We start from the raw sequence: 16,477 nt of genomic DNA, 5'->3' as shown, positions 1-16,477 counted from the left end.
CCCTGTCCGGGCCCTATCAGCTGGCAGGCGCGACGATGACTTCGGTTCCCTTGGCTTCGAAGGCGGCTTTATGATCTGCACTGATGCCGGAGTCGGTAATGAGGTGCCTGAAATCGTAGCCCGCCATTGCGGCGAAGGAGCGGCGTCCCACTTTGGAGGAGTCAGCCACAACGTATGATTCCGTGGCCCGGCGCGCCATCACGGTGTTAACCATTGCTTCGCCTTCATCGGTAATGGTGGGGCCAAGATCAGGATCCACACCGTTGACCCCAATGAAGGCGATGTCCAAGGCAACTTTTTGCATGATGACGTCCGTGTAGGGACCCACAAGCTCGTACGAGCGCGGGTTGAGGATCCCGCCGGTGACCATGATTTTGATGTTTGGCCGGACCGCCAGCTGCGAGGCGATGTTGATCGCGTTGGTCACCACGGTAAGGGTGGGCCGGTTTGAGGGTGCATTAAGGTCCTCGCGGGTGGACAGCAACTGCGCGAGCGCGGTGTTGGTTGTCCCTCCGCTGAGGCCAATGACTGCCCCGGGCCGGATCAGTGCCGAGGCGGCCAAGGCAATCTCCTGCTTGGCCCCGGCGTGATCGTCACGGTTGTAGCGGCCGGGAAGGTCATAGGCTACTGACCCGGTGGTGGCACCACCGCGGGTCCGGCTCAGCAACCGCTGCTTGGCCAGGCTGTCAAGATCCCTGCGGGCCGTGGCAGGGGAAACGCCCAGGCGTGTCACGATGTCCTCGACTTCCACATGGCCGGACTCGGCCAGGAGGTCGAGTATGGCGGTCAGCCGATCGGTGCGGGTCATGACGAGCCTTTCGCGGGTTTCGGCGCTAATTCGCTTTGGCGAACAGCGTCAGCATACGTGCGGACTCCAGCACAAGGGCATCCCGGCCGGCCTTGATGTATTTCCGGGAATCCACCACTGCAGGGTTGGCATCGAGGTACTCACGGACGGCGCGGGTAAAGAACCCGTTCAAATGTGTGGATACGTTGATCTTAGTCATACCCGCCCGGATAGCGGCTATGAGCATGTCATCTGAGACACCCGAGGAGCCGTGAAGGACCAATGGTTTTCCCACTGCGGTCTTCAGCCCGGTAATCAGCTGCAGGTCCAGGGCCGCACTGCGTTCTGTCATGGCATGGGACGAGCCAACCGCCACGGCGAGCGCGTCCACGCCTGTTGCCGCAACGAAGGCCTTGGCCTCAGCGGGGTCCGTTCTGACGCCCGGGGCGTGGGCTCCGTCCTTGCCTCCGACTTTTCCGAGCTCGGCCTCCACGTAAACGCCGCGTTCATGGGCGTATTTGGCAACCCGTTCAGTGACTTCCACATTGGACTCATATGGCAGATGTGCGCCGTCATACATGACCGATCCGAAGCCAAGGTCCACAGCAGCCAGTGCGAGGTCTTCGGATTCTGCGTGGTCCAGGTGAAGGGCAACGGGAACAGCGGCGGAGCGGGCGATTCCCAGGGCTGCTGCTGCGATGGGCTCGAGTCCGCCATGGTACTTGGCGCAGTTCTCGGAAATTTGCAGGATCAGAGGAACGCCGGCTGCTTCCGCCCCTGCCACCAGGCCTTCAGCCGTCTCTATGTGGATGATGTTGAATGCGCCCTGGCCCGTGCCGGCGGCAGCGGCCCGCTCCATGAGTTCGCGTGTGTTGACCAGTGTCACCGGGTCTCCTTCCATGTCAGGATCAAGTGGTCCTGAAGTTCCTGGTACCGGGGCGAAATTTCCCCTGCGGCGGGCATGAGCACGGCCGCGGCGGACCATGCGGTGGCCCGGCGAAGAATTTCCCGCGGCTCAGTGATGCCTTCGGCGAGGGCGACGGCGGCAGCTGCCACACCGGCGTCGCCCGCCCCGGTGGGGTTGCCGCTAAGGGCTTCGGGCAGGCGTGCACTCCAGTAGCCGCCGGGAGCGGCGTGGTCGAAGGCAAGCATGCCCTCCGCGCCCGCGCTGACGAGGACTGTCCGGGCACCCATGTCAATGAGAGCCAGGGCGGCAGCTTCAAGGCTGGACTCCCCCGTGGCCTCCGCAAGCTCGTGATGGTTCGGTTTGAGGATGTCGGCTCCGGCTTTCGCCGCGGCGATGATCCCGGGACCGGAGGTGTCAATGATGGCCGGGATGCCGGCGTCGTGGGCCAGGCGCACCAGTTCGGGGTAGAAGTCTGCGGGCGCTCCGGGCGGAAGGCTGCCCGAACCGACCAGAACGGAGGCGGGCAGGTTCCGGTTTCCGCTCACGGCCTCAACTATGGCGATCCGGAGGGAGCGCCAATCGTCCGGCAAAAGTGCCTGGCCTTCTTCGTTGAAGATGGATGTCTCACCGGCAACAGTGTCCACCAGGGCGATGCTGCGCCTGGTCTCGGCTGCCACTCCCACCAGGGTGTGCGGCACGCCGCTGGTCCACAGTTCGGCCGCGAGGGTTTGCCCTGCCGCGCCGCCTGTGGGCGCGATGGCCAGGACGGGATAGCCCAGTTGATGGGTGACGCGGGCTACGTTGATGCCCTTGCCGCCGGCACGGCTCAGGGGCGTGGGCACGCGGTGGCTTGAGCCCTCGGTGATGCCATGGACTGTGTACGTCATGTCGATCGCCGGATTGGCAGTGACGGTGATGATGCGGTTCACGTTGGCTCGCTTCATGGTGTGCCTTCCAGGAGTGCCCGGGCGTTCAGGGCCGCGCCCAGCAGGCCGGCGTCCTGTCCCAGCTGGGCACGGATGAGTTGGGGCCTGCGTTGGAAGTCCAGGATCCTGTCCACCCTTTTACGTAAGGGTTCGAGGAGATCATCTCCTGCTTCAGCGAGACCTCCGCCCAACACCACTGCTTCTGTTCCGATGATGTTCACGCATTGGCAGATGGTGAACGCAAGAGCATCAAGGGCATCAGCCCAGATCCGGGATGCGATGGCATCGCCTTCACCGGCCCGCAGGAGTACGCCGCGTGCACCGTCCACGCTCACTCCTGAGGCACGGTGGTACCGCTTGGCAATGGCTCCGGCTGAGCCCACTGCTTCCAAAATGGTTGAGCCTGTTGAGCCTGGGCCGGCGTCGGGATCCGGAACCTGGGCGTGGCCCAGTTCTCCGGCGAAGCCGCCGGCGGTGACTGCTTTGCCGCCGGAGAATACAGCCGCGGCAATGCCGGTGCCCACCACCATCACCACAACGTCACTGAACTCTTTGGACGCGCCAAAGTGGTGCTCCACAGCTGCGGCGGAGCGGACATCGTGATCGAAAGCCACCGGGATGCCCAGCCGCTTTTCAGCCTCGGCGGTGAACGGAAAGTTACGCCATCCAAGGTTGGCGGAATAGACGCCCACGCCGGCCGCGGAGTCCACAATCCCGGGGACGATGATCCCCGCTGCCTGTGCGGGGGCCTGGGGAAACTCGGAGGCCAATTCGGCTTTGAGTTCGGCGAGCCTGTCCAGCACCGCTTCGCCGGGCCGCGCCGGGTCCAAAGGCGTGGGGACCCGGCGCATACCCAGGACGGTACCGCTGGCATCCACCACACCGGCTTTGATGTCTGTCCCGCCGACGTCGAAGGAGAGGACCGCGGATTGGGCGGCTCCAAGAACCATGACCGGAGCCTAGGCGGAGGCGTCGAGAATAACGGAGCGCGTCAGGTTGCGGGGCAGGTCCGGATTCAAGCCACGGACGCGTGCGCGCTCCAGCGTGACTTTGTGGACCCGGGCGAGCTCGGCCAACGGGTGCTTTTCCGTGTGGATGTAGAGGGCACCAGTGACGGCCATGTCAGTGTCCAAGCCTTCAGGCTGGGTGCCGAACAGCCAGGTGACACGGCCGGGAGCAGCGATGGAAATGGGGCCGTGACGGTATTCCTTGGCCGGGTAGGACTCGGTCCACCCCTGCACGGCTTCGCGCATCTTCAACCCTGCCTCGTGGGCCAGTCCAATGGTCCATCCGGTGCCGAGGAACGTGAACTGCTCGGCATCCAGGAGTTCCCCGGAAACGGGAGCTGTCACCGCGCCACGGGCATCCTCGATTGCCTGCTGCACATCGACGCCAAGGGTTGTCAGCATGTACACCAGCGCTGTGGTGGCGAAGCGGGTCTGCACTACGGAACGCTCATCGGCATATGGAAGGCCCACTACGACGTCGGCCAGCTCCACAATCGGCGAGGAAGTGTCCCCAATGATCGCAATGGTGGGAACAATCCCCTTCAACTGCGCCAAAACCTCAAGCACCTCAGTGGTGGTACCGGACCGGGTGATGGCCACAACGGCGTCGTACTGGCGATCTGCACTGTTGCTGTTCAGGAAAGCTTCAGAAGCTGCGAACGCGTCGGTGACGCCTTTGCCGGCGGATTCGCGGGCAGCTGCGTAGCTTTGAGCCATGAACCAGGAGGTGCCGCAGCCGATCACGGCAATGCGCTTGCCGTCCGCAGGCAGCAATTGTTCGGCACGGGCCTGCTCCACAGCGCGCTGCCAAACCTCGGGCTGGGAAACGAGCTCTTCTTCCATGAAGGCGCCCAGGGTGTTCTCGCTCATCGTGTGTTCCGCTCCCGCTCAGCTTAATGACGTTTTCTGATCTATAGAAACACTAAACGATCATTTTCGATCTCACAAGGATCATCCGCTCAGCAAGACCGCTCAATAACCGCTCACTTGTTGCACGGCGCAGCGAACCGGGAAACCCTGTGCTGCCGTGTGCTTTTTAGTTAACTGCTTGTTAACTCTTGTCATCTTCTGTTTGGTAAAGCAGTCTTGGGTGAGCACGCAACAAGATGATCATTACTGGAACGTAAAAATCAAGAAGGAGCATCATGCCCGGCTTGTCACCCTCTAAACGACTGGTCTCGCTGAGCCTGGCCTGCGTCGTCGTTTCATCCTCTATGGGACTGCTTTCCCTGCAGCCCGCCAGCGCGGCCCCGTTGACGCAACCCTTGCCTGCACAGCAAGCAACAGACGCCGTAAGCGAGGCCGGTACCGCCACCATTGCCTCAAACCAGCTCACAGTGAAGGTCGCCACAAGCTTTCCCCAGGTTCTCAGCTACACCCATGCCGCCACCAAGGCCCGCCTTGACGGCACAACGTCACCCGTGGGCACCATCACGCTCAATGGCACCGAATACAGAGTCACCGGCACCTCTGCCGGTTCCGGAGAAGATGGCAGGGACTACGTGCTCACTGTCCCGGACTTCGGCAACGTTGAGATCACTGCCCGGTTGTCCGTGAAGAAAAACGTTGTCTCATTCAACATCACCGGGATCAAGGACTCAGCGGACTACCCGGTGAAAACACTTCAGCTCCCCCGGCTGAACATGGTGACGGTGAACTCCACGCAGCCTGGAGCCCAAGTGTCCACAGCCAACCTTTCCGTGGACCGCAGCGTCACTGGAGACGAGTTCACTCCGATCACCCCGTCCACTCCCCTGGATGCAGTGGCCAAGAGTTCCGCCTACGCCCTGGCCAACACCGCGGCCCTGGGGGCCGCCGTCGAGTCCAACGCACTGTATGACACCTCCTCTGGACCCGGCGCCAAAGACCGGGGGCGTTTCTGGCGCCAAGCCGTCAGTGACGGGGCAGGCGGAGTGTCCATGGGACTGGCCAGTGGTCAGTGGCTCTACCGCGCTGAGGGCTCGGCCACCACGGAGGAACTGCCCTGGACTCGCGTGGCCATCACCTCTGACGCAAATTCCGACGGTGGCGTGGACTGGCAGGACGCGGCAATCGCCATGAGATCCATCCAGGTCAGCCCCAACAAAGGTGAGCAGACCCCGGATAACGTGATTACGCACATCCCGTTCAACTTCGCCTCCCAGGCAACCCACCCGTTCCTCCGTACCTTGGATGACGTCAAACGGATCTCCCTGGCAACGGACGGCCTGGGACAGGTAGCGATGCTCAAGGGATACACCAGCGAGGGACACGACTCGGCGAACACGGACTACGGCAACAACTTCAACAGCCGCGCCGGTGGTTTGGAAGACCTCAACAAGCTGGTCAAGGAAGGTAAGGACTGGAATGCCAGCTTCGGCGTCCACATCAACGCCACGGAGATCTATCCTGAAGCCAAGTCCTTCAGCGAAGACCTGTTGCGTGCTGACAAGGGCCTGGGCTGGAACTGGTTGGACCAGTCCTACTACATGAACCAGCGTGAGGACATCAATTCCGGGAAGCTCGCCCAGCGCATCAAGGAACTCCGTGAGGCCACGGACAAGAACCTGGACTTCGTTTACGTAGATGTTTACTACGAATTTGGCTGGCTGGCCGAACGCCTGCAGCAGGAACTGGTCAAGAACGGCTTCCGTGTGGGCTCCGAATGGGCAGACCACCTCTCCCGGAACAACACCTGGTCCCACTGGGCGAACGATGAAAAGTACGGTGGATCCACCAACAAGGGCATCAACTCCCAGATCCTGCGCTTCATCAACAACACCCAGTCGGACGTCTGGAACCCGGACCCCAAGCTCGGCGTGAGCCACATCGTGGAGTTCGAAGGCTGGACCGGGCAGAACGACTTCAATGCCTTCAGCGAGAACGTGTGGACAGCCAACCTGCCCGCCAAGTTCCTTCAGCACCACCAGATCACCAAGTGGACGGCTGACCGCATCGACCTCGCCGACGGCGTAGCCGTCACCGGAAACACCGCCGAAGAACGCAACATCACGGTGGCCGGGACTTCCGTGTTGCAGGGCGGCACGTATCTGCTGCCATGGTCCTCCAAGGAAAACGGCAAGCCCGACAAGCTCTACCACTACAACCCTGCCGGTGGCGCCAGCACCTGGACCCTCACCAAAGAGTTCTCCAAGTCCAGCTCACTTGAACTCTTCAAGCTGACCGACAACGGCCGCGTGAAGGTCGCCGACGTTCCCGTGGTCAACGGTCACGTCACCATCACGGCCGACGCCAAACAGCCCTACGTTCTTGCTCCGAGAAACACCATGGCTGAGCTGCCCAAAAAGGCCGACTTCGGCGAAGGCACAGCCTTCAATGATCCCGGCTTCAACGGCCTTGATCTCTCCTCTTGGAACCCTGCCGGAAGCGTCAACCACGTCCGCGACGACAAAGGCCGCCGCTACGCCGAACTGGGGGCAACGCCGTCGTCCATCAGCCAGGAAGTGAAGCTGGACGCCGGAACCCAGTCCGTGAGCGCCTGGGTTGAAATCGAACCTGGAAAGGCCCGGCCCACCACGTTCTCGGTGGACATGGACGGCAAGACCGAAAGCGTCACCATCGATTCGTCCAACGCCGAAAACTTCGTAGCTGGCGACGAGAAGCACGGCACAGGCTTCCAGCGCATCCGTGTGCTGGTGGACGTCCCGCGGAACAATGCCAAAGCCACCGTTTCGCTCACAGCGGCCGACGGCGATGCCACAGTACGCGTGGATGACTTCCGGGCGGTGAAGACCGTCCGGGTCGCCACCACCGGGGTGCTCAGCGAGGACTTCGAAAACGTGGACCAAGGCTGGGGACCGTTCGTGAAAGGCGACGCCGGTGGCTCAACGGACCCCCGGACGCACATCACCGAACGCCACGAACCCTTCACCCAAAAGGGCTGGGACACCAACGTGATTGACGAAGTGCTGGACGGCACCTGGTCACTGATCGCGCACGACGAAAACCTTGCCCCCAATGGCGGACCCGGCATGGTGTACCGCACCACGGAGGCAACCGTGCCATTCCAGGCAGGCCGCAAGTACAAGGTGTCCTTCGACTACCAGAACTCCAAAGCCGGACAGTACTCCTGGGTGTCCGGTTATGACTCGCAGGCAGGCCCCGCGGTGACGGCCAGCCAGCCCATCGACGCCAAGACGTCCACCACGCGGTTCGAGCAGATCCTCGATACCGGCTTCTGCGGGGACTACTTCGTGGGATTGCAGCGCACGGGAAGCTCGAACGGTTCGGATTTCACCTTGGACAACTTCCTGGTGGAAGATCTCGGCGCCTCCGAAGCCGTCCCGGCCTGTGCGCAACTCTCGGCTGCGCTCCAGGGCGACGTGGTTCAGCAGGGCAAAGCGCAGGACTTCGTCACCACGTTCGTGTCCGACGAACCGGCAGCCATCAGCGACCTCGCCGTCACCCTTGCACTGCCCGAGGGGTGGACAGCCACCCCGTCCACGCCTGCCACGGCTGCAACCCTCCCGGCCGGAGGATCCCTCACCACCGCGTGGAAGATCACGGCGCCGGCGTCAGCTGACGGCGACTACCCCATCACAGCCAAGGCCGGCTACACCGTTGCTGCTTCAGGCGCCGATCCCGCGGGTAGCCGCACCATTAACACCACCACCACTGTGCGGACTCTGCCCAAGCCGCCGCAGGCCACCGTGTTCGCCAGCGACCACCCCTGGGTCAGCGCCACCAACGGCTGGGGTCCTGTTGAGAAGGACCAATCCAACGGCGGAACCGGGGCCGGCGATGGCACGCCGCTCACACTGAACGGCACGGTCTATGCCAAGGGCCTGGGAGCCCACGCCAACGGCAACGTCCGGTACTACCTCGGCGGCTACTGCACTGCCTTCACCGCAACGGTAGGCATCGACGACGCCCAGCCAACGCGGGGAAGCGTGAAATTCTCCGTGGTAGCGGACGGCACCACCAAGGTCACCACCCCGGTCCTGGGCGCCACCAGCGCTCCCCTGCCGCTGACCGTGGACGTCACCGGCGCCCAGTATGTGGAGTTGGTAGCCAACGACTCCGGCGACTCCAATGGCAACGACCACGCAGACTGGGCCGACGCCAAGTTCACCTGTTCCTCCACCTCGCAGGAACCGCCGGCACCCGTGCTGACTGGAATAGTGTTCGCCTCCGACCTCCCCTGGATCGGCAGCACCAACGGTTGGGGACCGGCAGAACGGGACCGCGCCAACGGTGAGCAGAACGCCGGTGACGGACCCGCATTGCGGCTCGACGGCGTCGTGTATCCGAAGGGGATCGGCGTCCACGCCGACTCAAAGATCAGCATCGCCACCGAGGCCAAATGCAACGCCTTCACCGCCACGGTGGGAGTGGACGACGCCAAGCTGAACAAGGGTCTGCACGGATCCGTGGTGTTCATCGTCAGGGGTGATGGACGCGAACTGTTGAGGACTCCCGTCCTCAGCGCCGACTCCACGGCACTCCCCCTCAACGTGGACATCACCGGTGTCCAGAACGTCGAGCTGATCGCCGACAAGAACGGTGACGACGCCGGCGATGACTGGGGCGATTGGGCGGACGCGAAGTTCAACTGCGCCTAAACCCCTTCATCCCCAACAACAGGGGCGGTGTTCTTACCGGAACACCGCCCCTGTTTGTTGTTAGTCGGCGAGTTTGTTGTTAGACGACCCGCACGCCCGCGCGCCACACCGAATGCGTCAACGGAATCCCGGGACGGTAGGCAAGGTGCGTGGCCGATGGCGCCTTCAACATATGCAGGTCCGCGCGATGCCCCACCGCGAGCGAACCCACCGCCCGTTCGCCGTCGACGTCGTTCCCCGACTCCCTGCCCAACGCCAAGGCGCCGCCGTACGTCGCCGCGCGGACGGCCTCATGGACGCTCAAGTGCATCTGGAGGACAGCTGTGGTGACGCAGAACGCCATGGAGCTGGTGTAGGAAGTACCGGGGTTGCAGTTGGCGGCCAGCGCGATCTGCACGCCGGCATCGATCAGTTCACGGCCAGGCGCCAGGGGCTGGCGGGTGGACAGGTCGCAGGCCGGAAGGCAGGTTGCCACGGTGCCTTTAGTGCCGGCCCCCGTTGCAGGATCCCAGCCAGCCCACGTTTCCGCGAGCGCTGCGACGTCCTTGTCCGAAAGGTAATTGACGTGGTCCACGCTCGCGGCCGCGAACTCCACCGCCAACGCAACCCCTGGTCCTTCGCCCAGCTGGTTGCCGTGAACCCTCAAGCCCAAGCCGGCGTTGCGGGCCGCAGTGAGGACCCGGCGCGACTGATCCTCCGTGAAGGCACCGCGCTCGCAGAAGACATCGGCCCAACGGACGTGCGGCAAGACGGCGTCCAGCATGGGTCCACAGACCAAGTCCGTGTACTCCTCAGCGTCCGCGCCGGCGGGGACCAAGTGCGCGCCAAGGTAGGTGACCTCATCCACTTCCGCCGCGGCGATCCGTGCACTCCTGGCCTCGTTCTCCACATCCAGGCCGTAGCCAGTCTTGCTCTCCAGATAGGTAGTCCCTTGGGACACCGCCTCAGCCACACGTTCGCGGACAAGGCGCGTCAACTCCTCATCGCTGACGCTGCGCGTAGCACCGGTGGTCACCGCGATCCCGCCGGCACTGTAGCTTTCCCCGGCCATGCGGGCCTCGAACTCGGCCGTGCGGTCACCGGCGAAAACAAGATGGGAATGTGAATCCACCCAACCCGGCAGGACGGCGCGGCCCCCGGCGTCGATCTTTTCATCAGCAGACGGGGCGTCAGCGCTGGACCCCATCCACGCGATGCGCTCGCCTTCGATCACTACGGCGGCATCCTTGAGGACCCTGTGCTCCAGGTCTTGGGTCATCAGCTCGCCGATGTTGGTGATAACCGTGCTTGTGTTGTTCCCCGTGGTGATTCCGCTCATGAGCCTATTGTTCAGCGCCTGATTGACCAGCGGACCGCTGAAAGCTGCTCAGCTGTCCGGGATTCCGGACTATCACCGCTTACCTGGCCAAGAATCAGTGCTGCCGCCAGTTCGGCGATCGCCGAGGACGTCTGGAACCCGTAACCCCCTTGGCCGGCGAGCCAGAAGAAGCCGGGTGCTTCGGCATCGAAACCCACCACCGGGATCCCATCCGCGGCTTCGGTCCGGAGGCCGGTCCACGCACGGTCCACGGAGCGGATGCCCATGGACGTTACGGTGTTGAGTCTGTTGATCAATGCCTTCACGTCCCCCGGGTAGGGCTTGGCATCCTCGGCGCCGCTGGGCACGGATTCCGACGGCGAAATCAGCACCTGATGACCCTCGGCGCGGAAATAGAAGGTGTCGTCGGCTGCGCACACCATAGGCGTTTCAGGCGTCAACGGGTTCTCCACGTTCACGATCGCGGCGGTCCGCCGGTATGGCTGAAGCCCCAGCTTCTCCACGCCACTGATAACGGCCAGCTCATCTGCCCAGGCACCCGCCGCATTAACCACGACGCCGGACTGGAAACCTTCCGTGCCCGCGCCCAGCTGCCAGCCACTCCCCAACCGCTGGGCAGAGTGCACTTTGGCTCCGGTGATGATGTCCACCCCTGCGGCTTCTGCAGTCCTCCGGTGTTCCTCCAGCAACAAAGGGGCGTTGCAGCCGAAGGACCCGTTGTCCAACCCTGCGGCTGTGAAGGAATCAGGGATGAGGGCAGGGCAGAGCCGCATCGCTTCGTCGTGAGTGATGGAGTGCATGTTGCCACTGGCCTCGGCCTCTACCGCAGCTTCATCGCCCACCAGCATGAAACCCCTCGGAGTGAGGATCGGCTCCGCTGCTTGGGCATCCCTTTCCGCCAGCATCTCCAGCGTCCGAACAGTCAGGTCCTGAACCACCGCCGGACCATAGCTGGGGATCAGTTGCCGGGCCGAGCGTGAGGAAGTGTGGAACGCCAAGGACTGCTCTGCCTCAACCAAGGCAACAGTGCACTTGCCTGCCAGTGCCGCAGCCAAGGAGAGTCCCCCGATGCCGCCGCCAACGATTACCACGTCATAGTTCGAAGCCATGGCACCATCCTGTCAGACCCGATCCTCTCTCACATCCCCAGCCCTTAAGACCAACGCCCGCTCACATAACAGCCCCTAAATCCGGTCCCTCTCTCACCTCCCACAAGGAAGTGATAGAGCGCCCACCGGAACCCCACGGGACGTGAGCGAGCGACCGGCCCAAACACGCGGGAAGTGAGAGAGCGAACGGCCCAAACACGCGGGACGTGAGAGAGCGTGCGGCCCAAACCCGCGGGACGTGAGAGAGCGACCGGCCCAAACACGCGGGACGTGAGAGAGCGACCGGCCCTAACCCGCGGGACGTGAGAGAGCGTTTTAGGCGACCGCGGCGCGACTCTTGACGAACGCCTGAACGCACGCTTCGACGTCGTCCGTGCGGTGCGCTGCGGAAAGCTGGACGCGAATCCGGGCCACGCCCTTGGGCACCACGGGGAAGCTAAAAGCCGTGACGAAGACGCCGTTGTTGAGCATCTCGTCAGCCACCTTTGCCGCCATGACGGCATCACCGAACATCACGGGGATGATGGCGTGTTCGCCGTCGAGGAGTTCGAAGCCTTCCTCGCTCATGCGGCGGCGGAACAGTGCCGCGTTCTCGAAGAGGCGTGTGCGGAGTTCGCCTGATTCCTGCACCAGCTCAATCGCCTTGATGGTGGCGGCAACGATGGCCGGGGCGAGGGAGTTGGAGAAAAGGTACGGGCGGGCCTTCTGGCGGAGCATTGCCACGATCTCGCCGCGGCCGGAAACATAACCACCCGAGGCGCCGCCGAGTGCCTTGCCGAAGGTGCCGGTGTAGATGTCCACGCGATCGGACACACCGGCGTGCTCGGGGGTGCCGGCGCCGGTGGGGCCCATGAAGCCGACGGCATGGGAGTCGTCCACCATGACCAAGGCGTCGTGCTTTTCGGCGAGGTCGCAGATCGCTTCGAGGGGCGCGAGGAAGCCATCCATGGAGAACACGCCGTCCGTGACGATGATCTTGCGGCGGGAGCCTTCAGCCTCCAGAAGCTTGGCTTCGAGATCCGCCATGTTCTGGTTGGCGTACCGGAAGCGCTTGGCCTTGCTCAGGCGGATGCCATCAATGATGGAGGCGTGGTTCAAGGAATCAGAAATGATGGCGTCTTCGGCGCCAAACAGGGACTCGAACACGCCACCGTTGGCGTCGAAGCAGCTGGAGAACAGGATGGTGTCCTCGGTGCCCAGGAACGCAGAGACACGGGTCTCGAGCTCCAAGTGGAGGTCCTGGGTGCCGCAGATGAAGCGCACGGACGCCATCCCGAAACCGCGCTCGTCCATGGCGGACTTGGCTGCGGCGATGATGTCCGGGTGGTCGGCAAGGCCGAGGTAGTTATTGGCGCAAAAGTTCAGGACCTTGTTGGCCGGCTGGCCGAGCTGGCCGGCGGCGATGTGGCTTGCCTGTGGGGAATCGATGTGGCGTTCGGTCTTGAAGAGTCCAGCAGTGCGGATCTCGTCCAGTTCGCCCTGCAGCTGGTCTTTGATGGCTGAGTACATGGGTGCTCCTAAGTCTTGTGGGGTCCGGTGTGGTTTGGTCAGGCCGGCTAGAGTTCGGTCCAGTCCAGGACCACTTTGCCGCCCGTGCCGTTGCGGGCGATCTCGAAGCCCTTTTCCCAGTCCTTTGCGGATAGCTTGTCCGTGACCACTGCGGAAATGCTGCGGTGCAGCACGGGGTTGGAGGACAGCATGGCGCTCATGGCGTACCAGGTCTCGAACATTTCGCGGCCGTAGATGCCTTTGAGCGTGAGCATGTGGGTAACCACCTTGCCCCAGTCGATGTCGATGGACTGGCTGGGAAGGCCGAGCATGGCGATGCGACCGCCGTGGTTCATGTTGTCGATCATCTCAGGCAGGGCCGTGGGGTGTCCCGACATTTCCAGACCGATGTCGAAGCCTTCGCGCATACCCAGTTCCTGCTGTGCTTCGCGGACGCGCATTTTGGAGACGTCCACGGCGAGGTCCACGCCCATCTGGCGGGCCAGTTCCAGTCGCGGGGCCGAGACGTCAGTGATGGCAATCTTGCGGGCACCTGCGTGGCGGGCGACGGCGATGGCCATCAGCCCAATGGGTCCGGCACCGGTGATGAGCACGTCTTCGCCCACCAGCGGGAAGCTGAGGGCAGTGTGGACGGCGTTGCCAAAGGGATCGAAGATGGCGCCGAGCTCAGGGGTGACGGATTCGTCCTGGTGGACCCAGACGTTGGTTTCGGGGATCACCACGTATTCGGCGAACGCACCATCGCGCTGCACGCCAACGGACACCGTGTGGATGCACATCTGGCGGCGACCGGCACGGCAGTTGCGGCAGATTCCGCACACTACGTGGCCTTCGCCGGAGACCCTGTCCCCTACCTTGACATCCCGGACGTCCTCGCCGATTTCCACTACTTCGCCATAGAACTCGTGGCCGGCAATGAGGGGCGTTTCGATGATGCCCTGCGCCCAGGCGTCCCAGCTTTGAATGTGGAGGTCGGTGCCGCAGATACCGGTGGTCATCACACGGATCTTGACGTCGCCGGAGCCTGCTTCGGGCTCGGGACGTTCGACGAGTTCGAACCCTGCGTGGGGTCCGGATTTGTAGAGAGCCTTCATGGGATTCCTCACTGCCGGGGCTGCTTCGCTGCTGCTGAGTCCATTAGAGCGCCGCTAACGATTTAGCACAACTAGATTCTTCTCAATCAACGATTTAGGATTTGCTAATGGAAATTCATCAGTTGCAGATGCTTCGTGAGCTGGGGGACCTGGGAAGTGTCAAGGCTGTCGCCGAGACGCTGATGGTGACTCCCTCCGCAGTTTCACAACAGCTGGCTCTGCTCCAGAAGTCCGTGGACGTGCCGTTGACGCGCAAAGAAGGCCGGGCCCTGGTGCTCACCGACGCGGGCCGTGTCCTCGCGGAGGCGGGTGCCGCCGTCGTGAATGCCATGGCAGATGCGCGCGCCGCTATCGGCGCCTATCACGATGCTCCCGACGCACCGGTGAGCGTGAGCGCTTTTCACAGTGCAGGCCAGGCATTGTTCGCACCGCTGGCGGTGCATCTGGCATCCGGAACAGCGTCCGACGGCGGCAAGTCGCCGCGCCTGCGACTCTCCGATGAGGATGTGGCCCAGGAGGATTTCCCGGGGTTGGCTGCCCGATACGACCTGGTTTTGGCGCACAGGATGGACAACAGCCCACAGTGGCCCGAGGACAAAGTGGCGGTCATTCCGCTGGCCGACGAACCGTTGGACATTGCACTCCCGGCGGATCACCCGCTTGCATCCCACCGCGAACTTGAGCCATCCGACGTCGTGGATGAACCCTGGGTGACCAGCCGCGATGGTTACTCTCCCGCGGACGTCCTGGCCGCCGTCGTTGCCGTGAGCGGGCGCCCGGCCGAAGTCCTGCACCGTATCAATGACTACTCCACCGTCGCCGCGCTGGTGTCCGCAGGCGGCGCGATCGGGCTGCTCCCGCGCATCACCGCGCGCCGGGTGTTGGACGCCGGGGTGGTGCTGCGTCCACTGTCCGGGGTGAATTCAGTGCGCAAGATCGACATCCTGGCCCGGCCCGAGACGCTCAAACGGAAATCGGTCATGACGGTTTGCGAGTCACTTCAAACCGTCATGACCGAGCTCGTGGAGCTATCCAGTCCTGGCTAAGCCAAGGGGGTCGCGTCAGTGACGGACCACGGCGGGTTGGCCGGCGTCGAAATACTCCACCAGTTCGGCAGGGAGCTCCGGTACCTCGCGGGCAGAACCGTCACCACGGAGGGATTCGGCAGCCAGGATGCCGGCCACCACTGCCTGACGGGCCGCCACCGGGCTGGTCTGGGTCGCCCCGCCAGACGAGGCGAAATGCAGGAACTCCTCGATCAGGCGCGGATCAGCACCTCCGTGGCCCCCTTCCCCGTCCTTGATGGCGATGACCTCATCCGGTGCGGCATAGCCGGAGCTCCTGCTCGTCCAGATGTTGATGGTTTCGCCGGGCCCATCGCCGAGGTTCTCGATGCGTCCCTTGGTCCCGATGACGGTGTAGTTGCGCCAATAGTCCGGTGTGAAGTGACACTGCTGGTAAGAGGCGAGCACACCGTTATCCAGCACCATATTCATCATGGAGATGTCCTCCACATCGATCACCTCTGCCAGGTCCTTTTGCTCCGTGGGCGGCCAGTTATCCATGGAGAACCAGTCCCCCATGCGCTTGCCCGCGTTGTTGCTCCGATTGGCAACGTTCCCGTAGACGGCGAGATCGCCGACGGCGGCAACCCGCTTGGTGTAGCCACCGGCAAGCCAGTGGATCACGTCGATGTCGTGGGCACCTTTCTGGAGCAGGAGCGAGGTAACGTTGGCACGCTGGGCATGCCAATCCTTGAAGTAGTAGTCGCCGCCGTGGCCCACAAAGTGTCGGCACCAGACTGCCTTGACCTCGCCGATCCTGCCGTCTTCGATGAGTTGGCGCATCTGTACTACAACCGGCATGTGCCGCATGTTGTGGCCAACGTACAGGCGTGTTCCGCTTTCGTAGGCCGTCGTCAGAATCCGGTCCGCGGCCTCAATGGTGATGTCCAGGGGCTTCTCACAGAAGGTGGGGATCCCCGCCTTGAGCGTTCGAACGGCGACGGCAGCGTGCTGGTTATCGGGGGTCAGGACCAGGACTGCGTCAATCCCGCTGCTCAACAGTTCCTCAAGGTCCCCGGTGACGCGAGCGGACGGGATGCGTTCAGCGGCGTCCGCCCGTCCACGTTCACTCAGGTCACAGACAATGGTGACCTCCGAGCCTTGGCCCGGCTTGTGGGCGTGCTTCCACAGCCCCGACCGCAGGCCGAAACCTACGATCCCGACCTTCAAATCCTTTTCCATGGTGTGCAATATC

General features: G+C 63.3%; 12 protein-coding genes. 2 read left to right on the top strand and 10 right to left on the bottom strand.

The window, feature by feature from the left end; genetic code table 11:
- Positions 1-16 precede the first annotated feature (16 nt).
- From ABI796_RS06875 to ABI796_RS06855, 5 genes are read right to left on the bottom strand one after another with little or no spacing between them, the layout of a single operon-like run.
- On the bottom strand, positions 17-808 hold the full coding sequence (locus ABI796_RS06875; protein WP_141283632.1) for a DeoR/GlpR family DNA-binding transcription regulator: 792 nt from the start codon (positions 806-808) through the stop codon (positions 17-19).
- Positions 809-833: 25 nt separating this feature from the next.
- Entirely contained in the window at positions 834-1,688 is an 855-nt protein-coding gene (locus tag ABI796_RS06870; protein WP_141283633.1) for a class II fructose-bisphosphate aldolase, read from the bottom strand.
- On the bottom strand, positions 1,670-2,638 hold the full coding sequence (locus ABI796_RS06865; protein ID WP_141283634.1) for a 1-phosphofructokinase family hexose kinase: 969 nt from the start codon (positions 2,636-2,638) through the stop codon (positions 1,670-1,672). Before ABI796_RS06865 ends, ABI796_RS06870 begins: the two co-directional genes overlap by 19 nt.
- Positions 2,635-3,570 (bottom strand): ROK family protein, encoded by a 936-nt coding sequence (locus tag ABI796_RS06860; protein WP_141283635.1) that lies wholly within the window; start codon positions 3,568-3,570, stop codon positions 2,635-2,637. Before ABI796_RS06860 ends, ABI796_RS06865 begins: the two co-directional genes overlap by 4 nt.
- Positions 3,571-3,579: 9 nt before the next feature.
- Positions 3,580-4,497 (bottom strand): SIS domain-containing protein, encoded by a 918-nt coding sequence (locus tag ABI796_RS06855; protein ID WP_141283636.1) that lies wholly within the window; start codon positions 4,495-4,497, stop codon positions 3,580-3,582.
- Positions 4,498-4,772: 275 nt separating this feature from the next.
- Between ABI796_RS06855 and ABI796_RS06850 the strand changes: the two genes are divergently transcribed.
- Entirely contained in the window at positions 4,773-9,188 is a 4,416-nt protein-coding gene (locus tag ABI796_RS06850) for an endo-alpha-N-acetylgalactosaminidase family protein (RefSeq protein WP_141283637.1), read from the top strand.
- Positions 9,189-9,267: 79 nt separating this feature from the next.
- On the opposite strand, the gene hutI is transcribed toward ABI796_RS06850, so the two are convergent.
- The 4 genes from hutI to tdh form a co-directional block, all read right to left on the bottom strand.
- Positions 9,268-10,506: an imidazolonepropionase gene (gene hutI / locus ABI796_RS06845; RefSeq protein ID WP_373092567.1), complete on the bottom strand. Its 1,239-nt coding sequence runs from the start codon at positions 10,504-10,506 to the stop codon at positions 9,268-9,270.
- An 11-nt stretch (positions 10,507-10,517) separates the two neighbouring features.
- Complete coding sequence (locus ABI796_RS06840) at positions 10,518-11,615, bottom strand: NAD(P)/FAD-dependent oxidoreductase (protein WP_141283638.1); 1,098 nt, start codon at positions 11,613-11,615, stop codon at positions 10,518-10,520.
- A gap of 315 nt (positions 11,616-11,930) precedes the next feature.
- Positions 11,931-13,124 (bottom strand): glycine C-acetyltransferase, encoded by a 1,194-nt coding sequence (locus ABI796_RS06835; RefSeq protein WP_141283639.1) that lies wholly within the window; start codon positions 13,122-13,124, stop codon positions 11,931-11,933.
- Positions 13,125-13,171: 47 nt separating this feature from the next.
- Positions 13,172-14,218 carry an L-threonine 3-dehydrogenase gene (gene tdh / locus ABI796_RS06830; protein WP_141283640.1) on the bottom strand — a complete coding sequence of 349 codons (1,047 nt, stop codon included), beginning with the start codon at positions 14,216-14,218 and terminating at the stop codon, positions 13,172-13,174.
- Between the two features lie 107 nt (positions 14,219-14,325).
- Between tdh and ABI796_RS06825 the strand changes: the two genes are divergently transcribed.
- Entirely contained in the window at positions 14,326-15,264 is a 939-nt protein-coding gene (locus ABI796_RS06825) for a LysR family transcriptional regulator (RefSeq protein ID WP_141283641.1), read from the top strand.
- Positions 15,265-15,279: 15 nt separating this feature from the next.
- Here ABI796_RS06825 and ABI796_RS06820 read toward each other — a convergent pair whose 3' ends face one another.
- Complete coding sequence (locus tag ABI796_RS06820) at positions 15,280-16,473, bottom strand: Gfo/Idh/MocA family protein (RefSeq protein ID WP_141283642.1); 1,194 nt, start codon at positions 16,471-16,473, stop codon at positions 15,280-15,282.
- Positions 16,474-16,477 lie beyond the last annotated feature (4 nt).

This window comes from Paenarthrobacter aurescens (assembly GCF_041549525.1).
In the GTDB taxonomy this organism is placed as follows: domain Bacteria; phylum Actinomycetota; class Actinomycetes; order Actinomycetales; family Micrococcaceae; genus Arthrobacter; species Arthrobacter aurescens.
This window is presented reverse-complemented; position numbering and strand designations above follow the sequence as displayed.

What these genes read in the sequence shown, in the direction of transcription:
- ABI796_RS06875 (WP_141283632.1), bottom strand. Translation starts at nt 808, where the DNA reads ATGACCCGCACCGATCGGCTGACCGCCATACTCGACCTCCTGGCCGAG.
- ABI796_RS06870 (WP_141283633.1), bottom strand. Translation starts at nt 1,688, where the DNA reads ATGGAAGGAGACCCGGTGACACTGGTCAACACACGCGAACTCATGGAG.
- ABI796_RS06865 (WP_141283634.1), bottom strand. Translation starts at nt 2,638, where the DNA reads ATGAAGCGAGCCAACGTGAACCGCATCATCACCGTCACTGCCAATCCG.
- ABI796_RS06860 (WP_141283635.1), bottom strand. Translation starts at nt 3,570, where the DNA reads ATGGTTCTTGGAGCCGCCCAATCCGCGGTCCTCTCCTTCGACGTCGGC.
- ABI796_RS06855 (WP_141283636.1), bottom strand. Translation starts at nt 4,497, where the DNA reads ATGAGCGAGAACACCCTGGGCGCCTTCATGGAAGAAGAGCTCGTTTCC.
- ABI796_RS06850 (WP_141283637.1), top strand. Translation starts at nt 4,773, where the DNA reads ATGCCCGGCTTGTCACCCTCTAAACGACTGGTCTCGCTGAGCCTGGCC.
- hutI (WP_373092567.1), bottom strand. Translation starts at nt 10,506, where the DNA reads ATGAGCGGAATCACCACGGGGAACAACACAAGCACGGTTATCACCAAC.
- ABI796_RS06840 (WP_141283638.1), bottom strand. Translation starts at nt 11,615, where the DNA reads ATGGCTTCGAACTATGACGTGGTAATCGTTGGCGGCGGCATCGGGGGA.
- ABI796_RS06835 (WP_141283639.1), bottom strand. Translation starts at nt 13,124, where the DNA reads ATGTACTCAGCCATCAAAGACCAGCTGCAGGGCGAACTGGACGAGATC.
- tdh (WP_141283640.1), bottom strand. Translation starts at nt 14,218, where the DNA reads ATGAAGGCTCTCTACAAATCCGGACCCCACGCAGGGTTCGAACTCGTC.
- ABI796_RS06825 (WP_141283641.1), top strand. Translation starts at nt 14,326, where the DNA reads ATGGAAATTCATCAGTTGCAGATGCTTCGTGAGCTGGGGGACCTGGGA.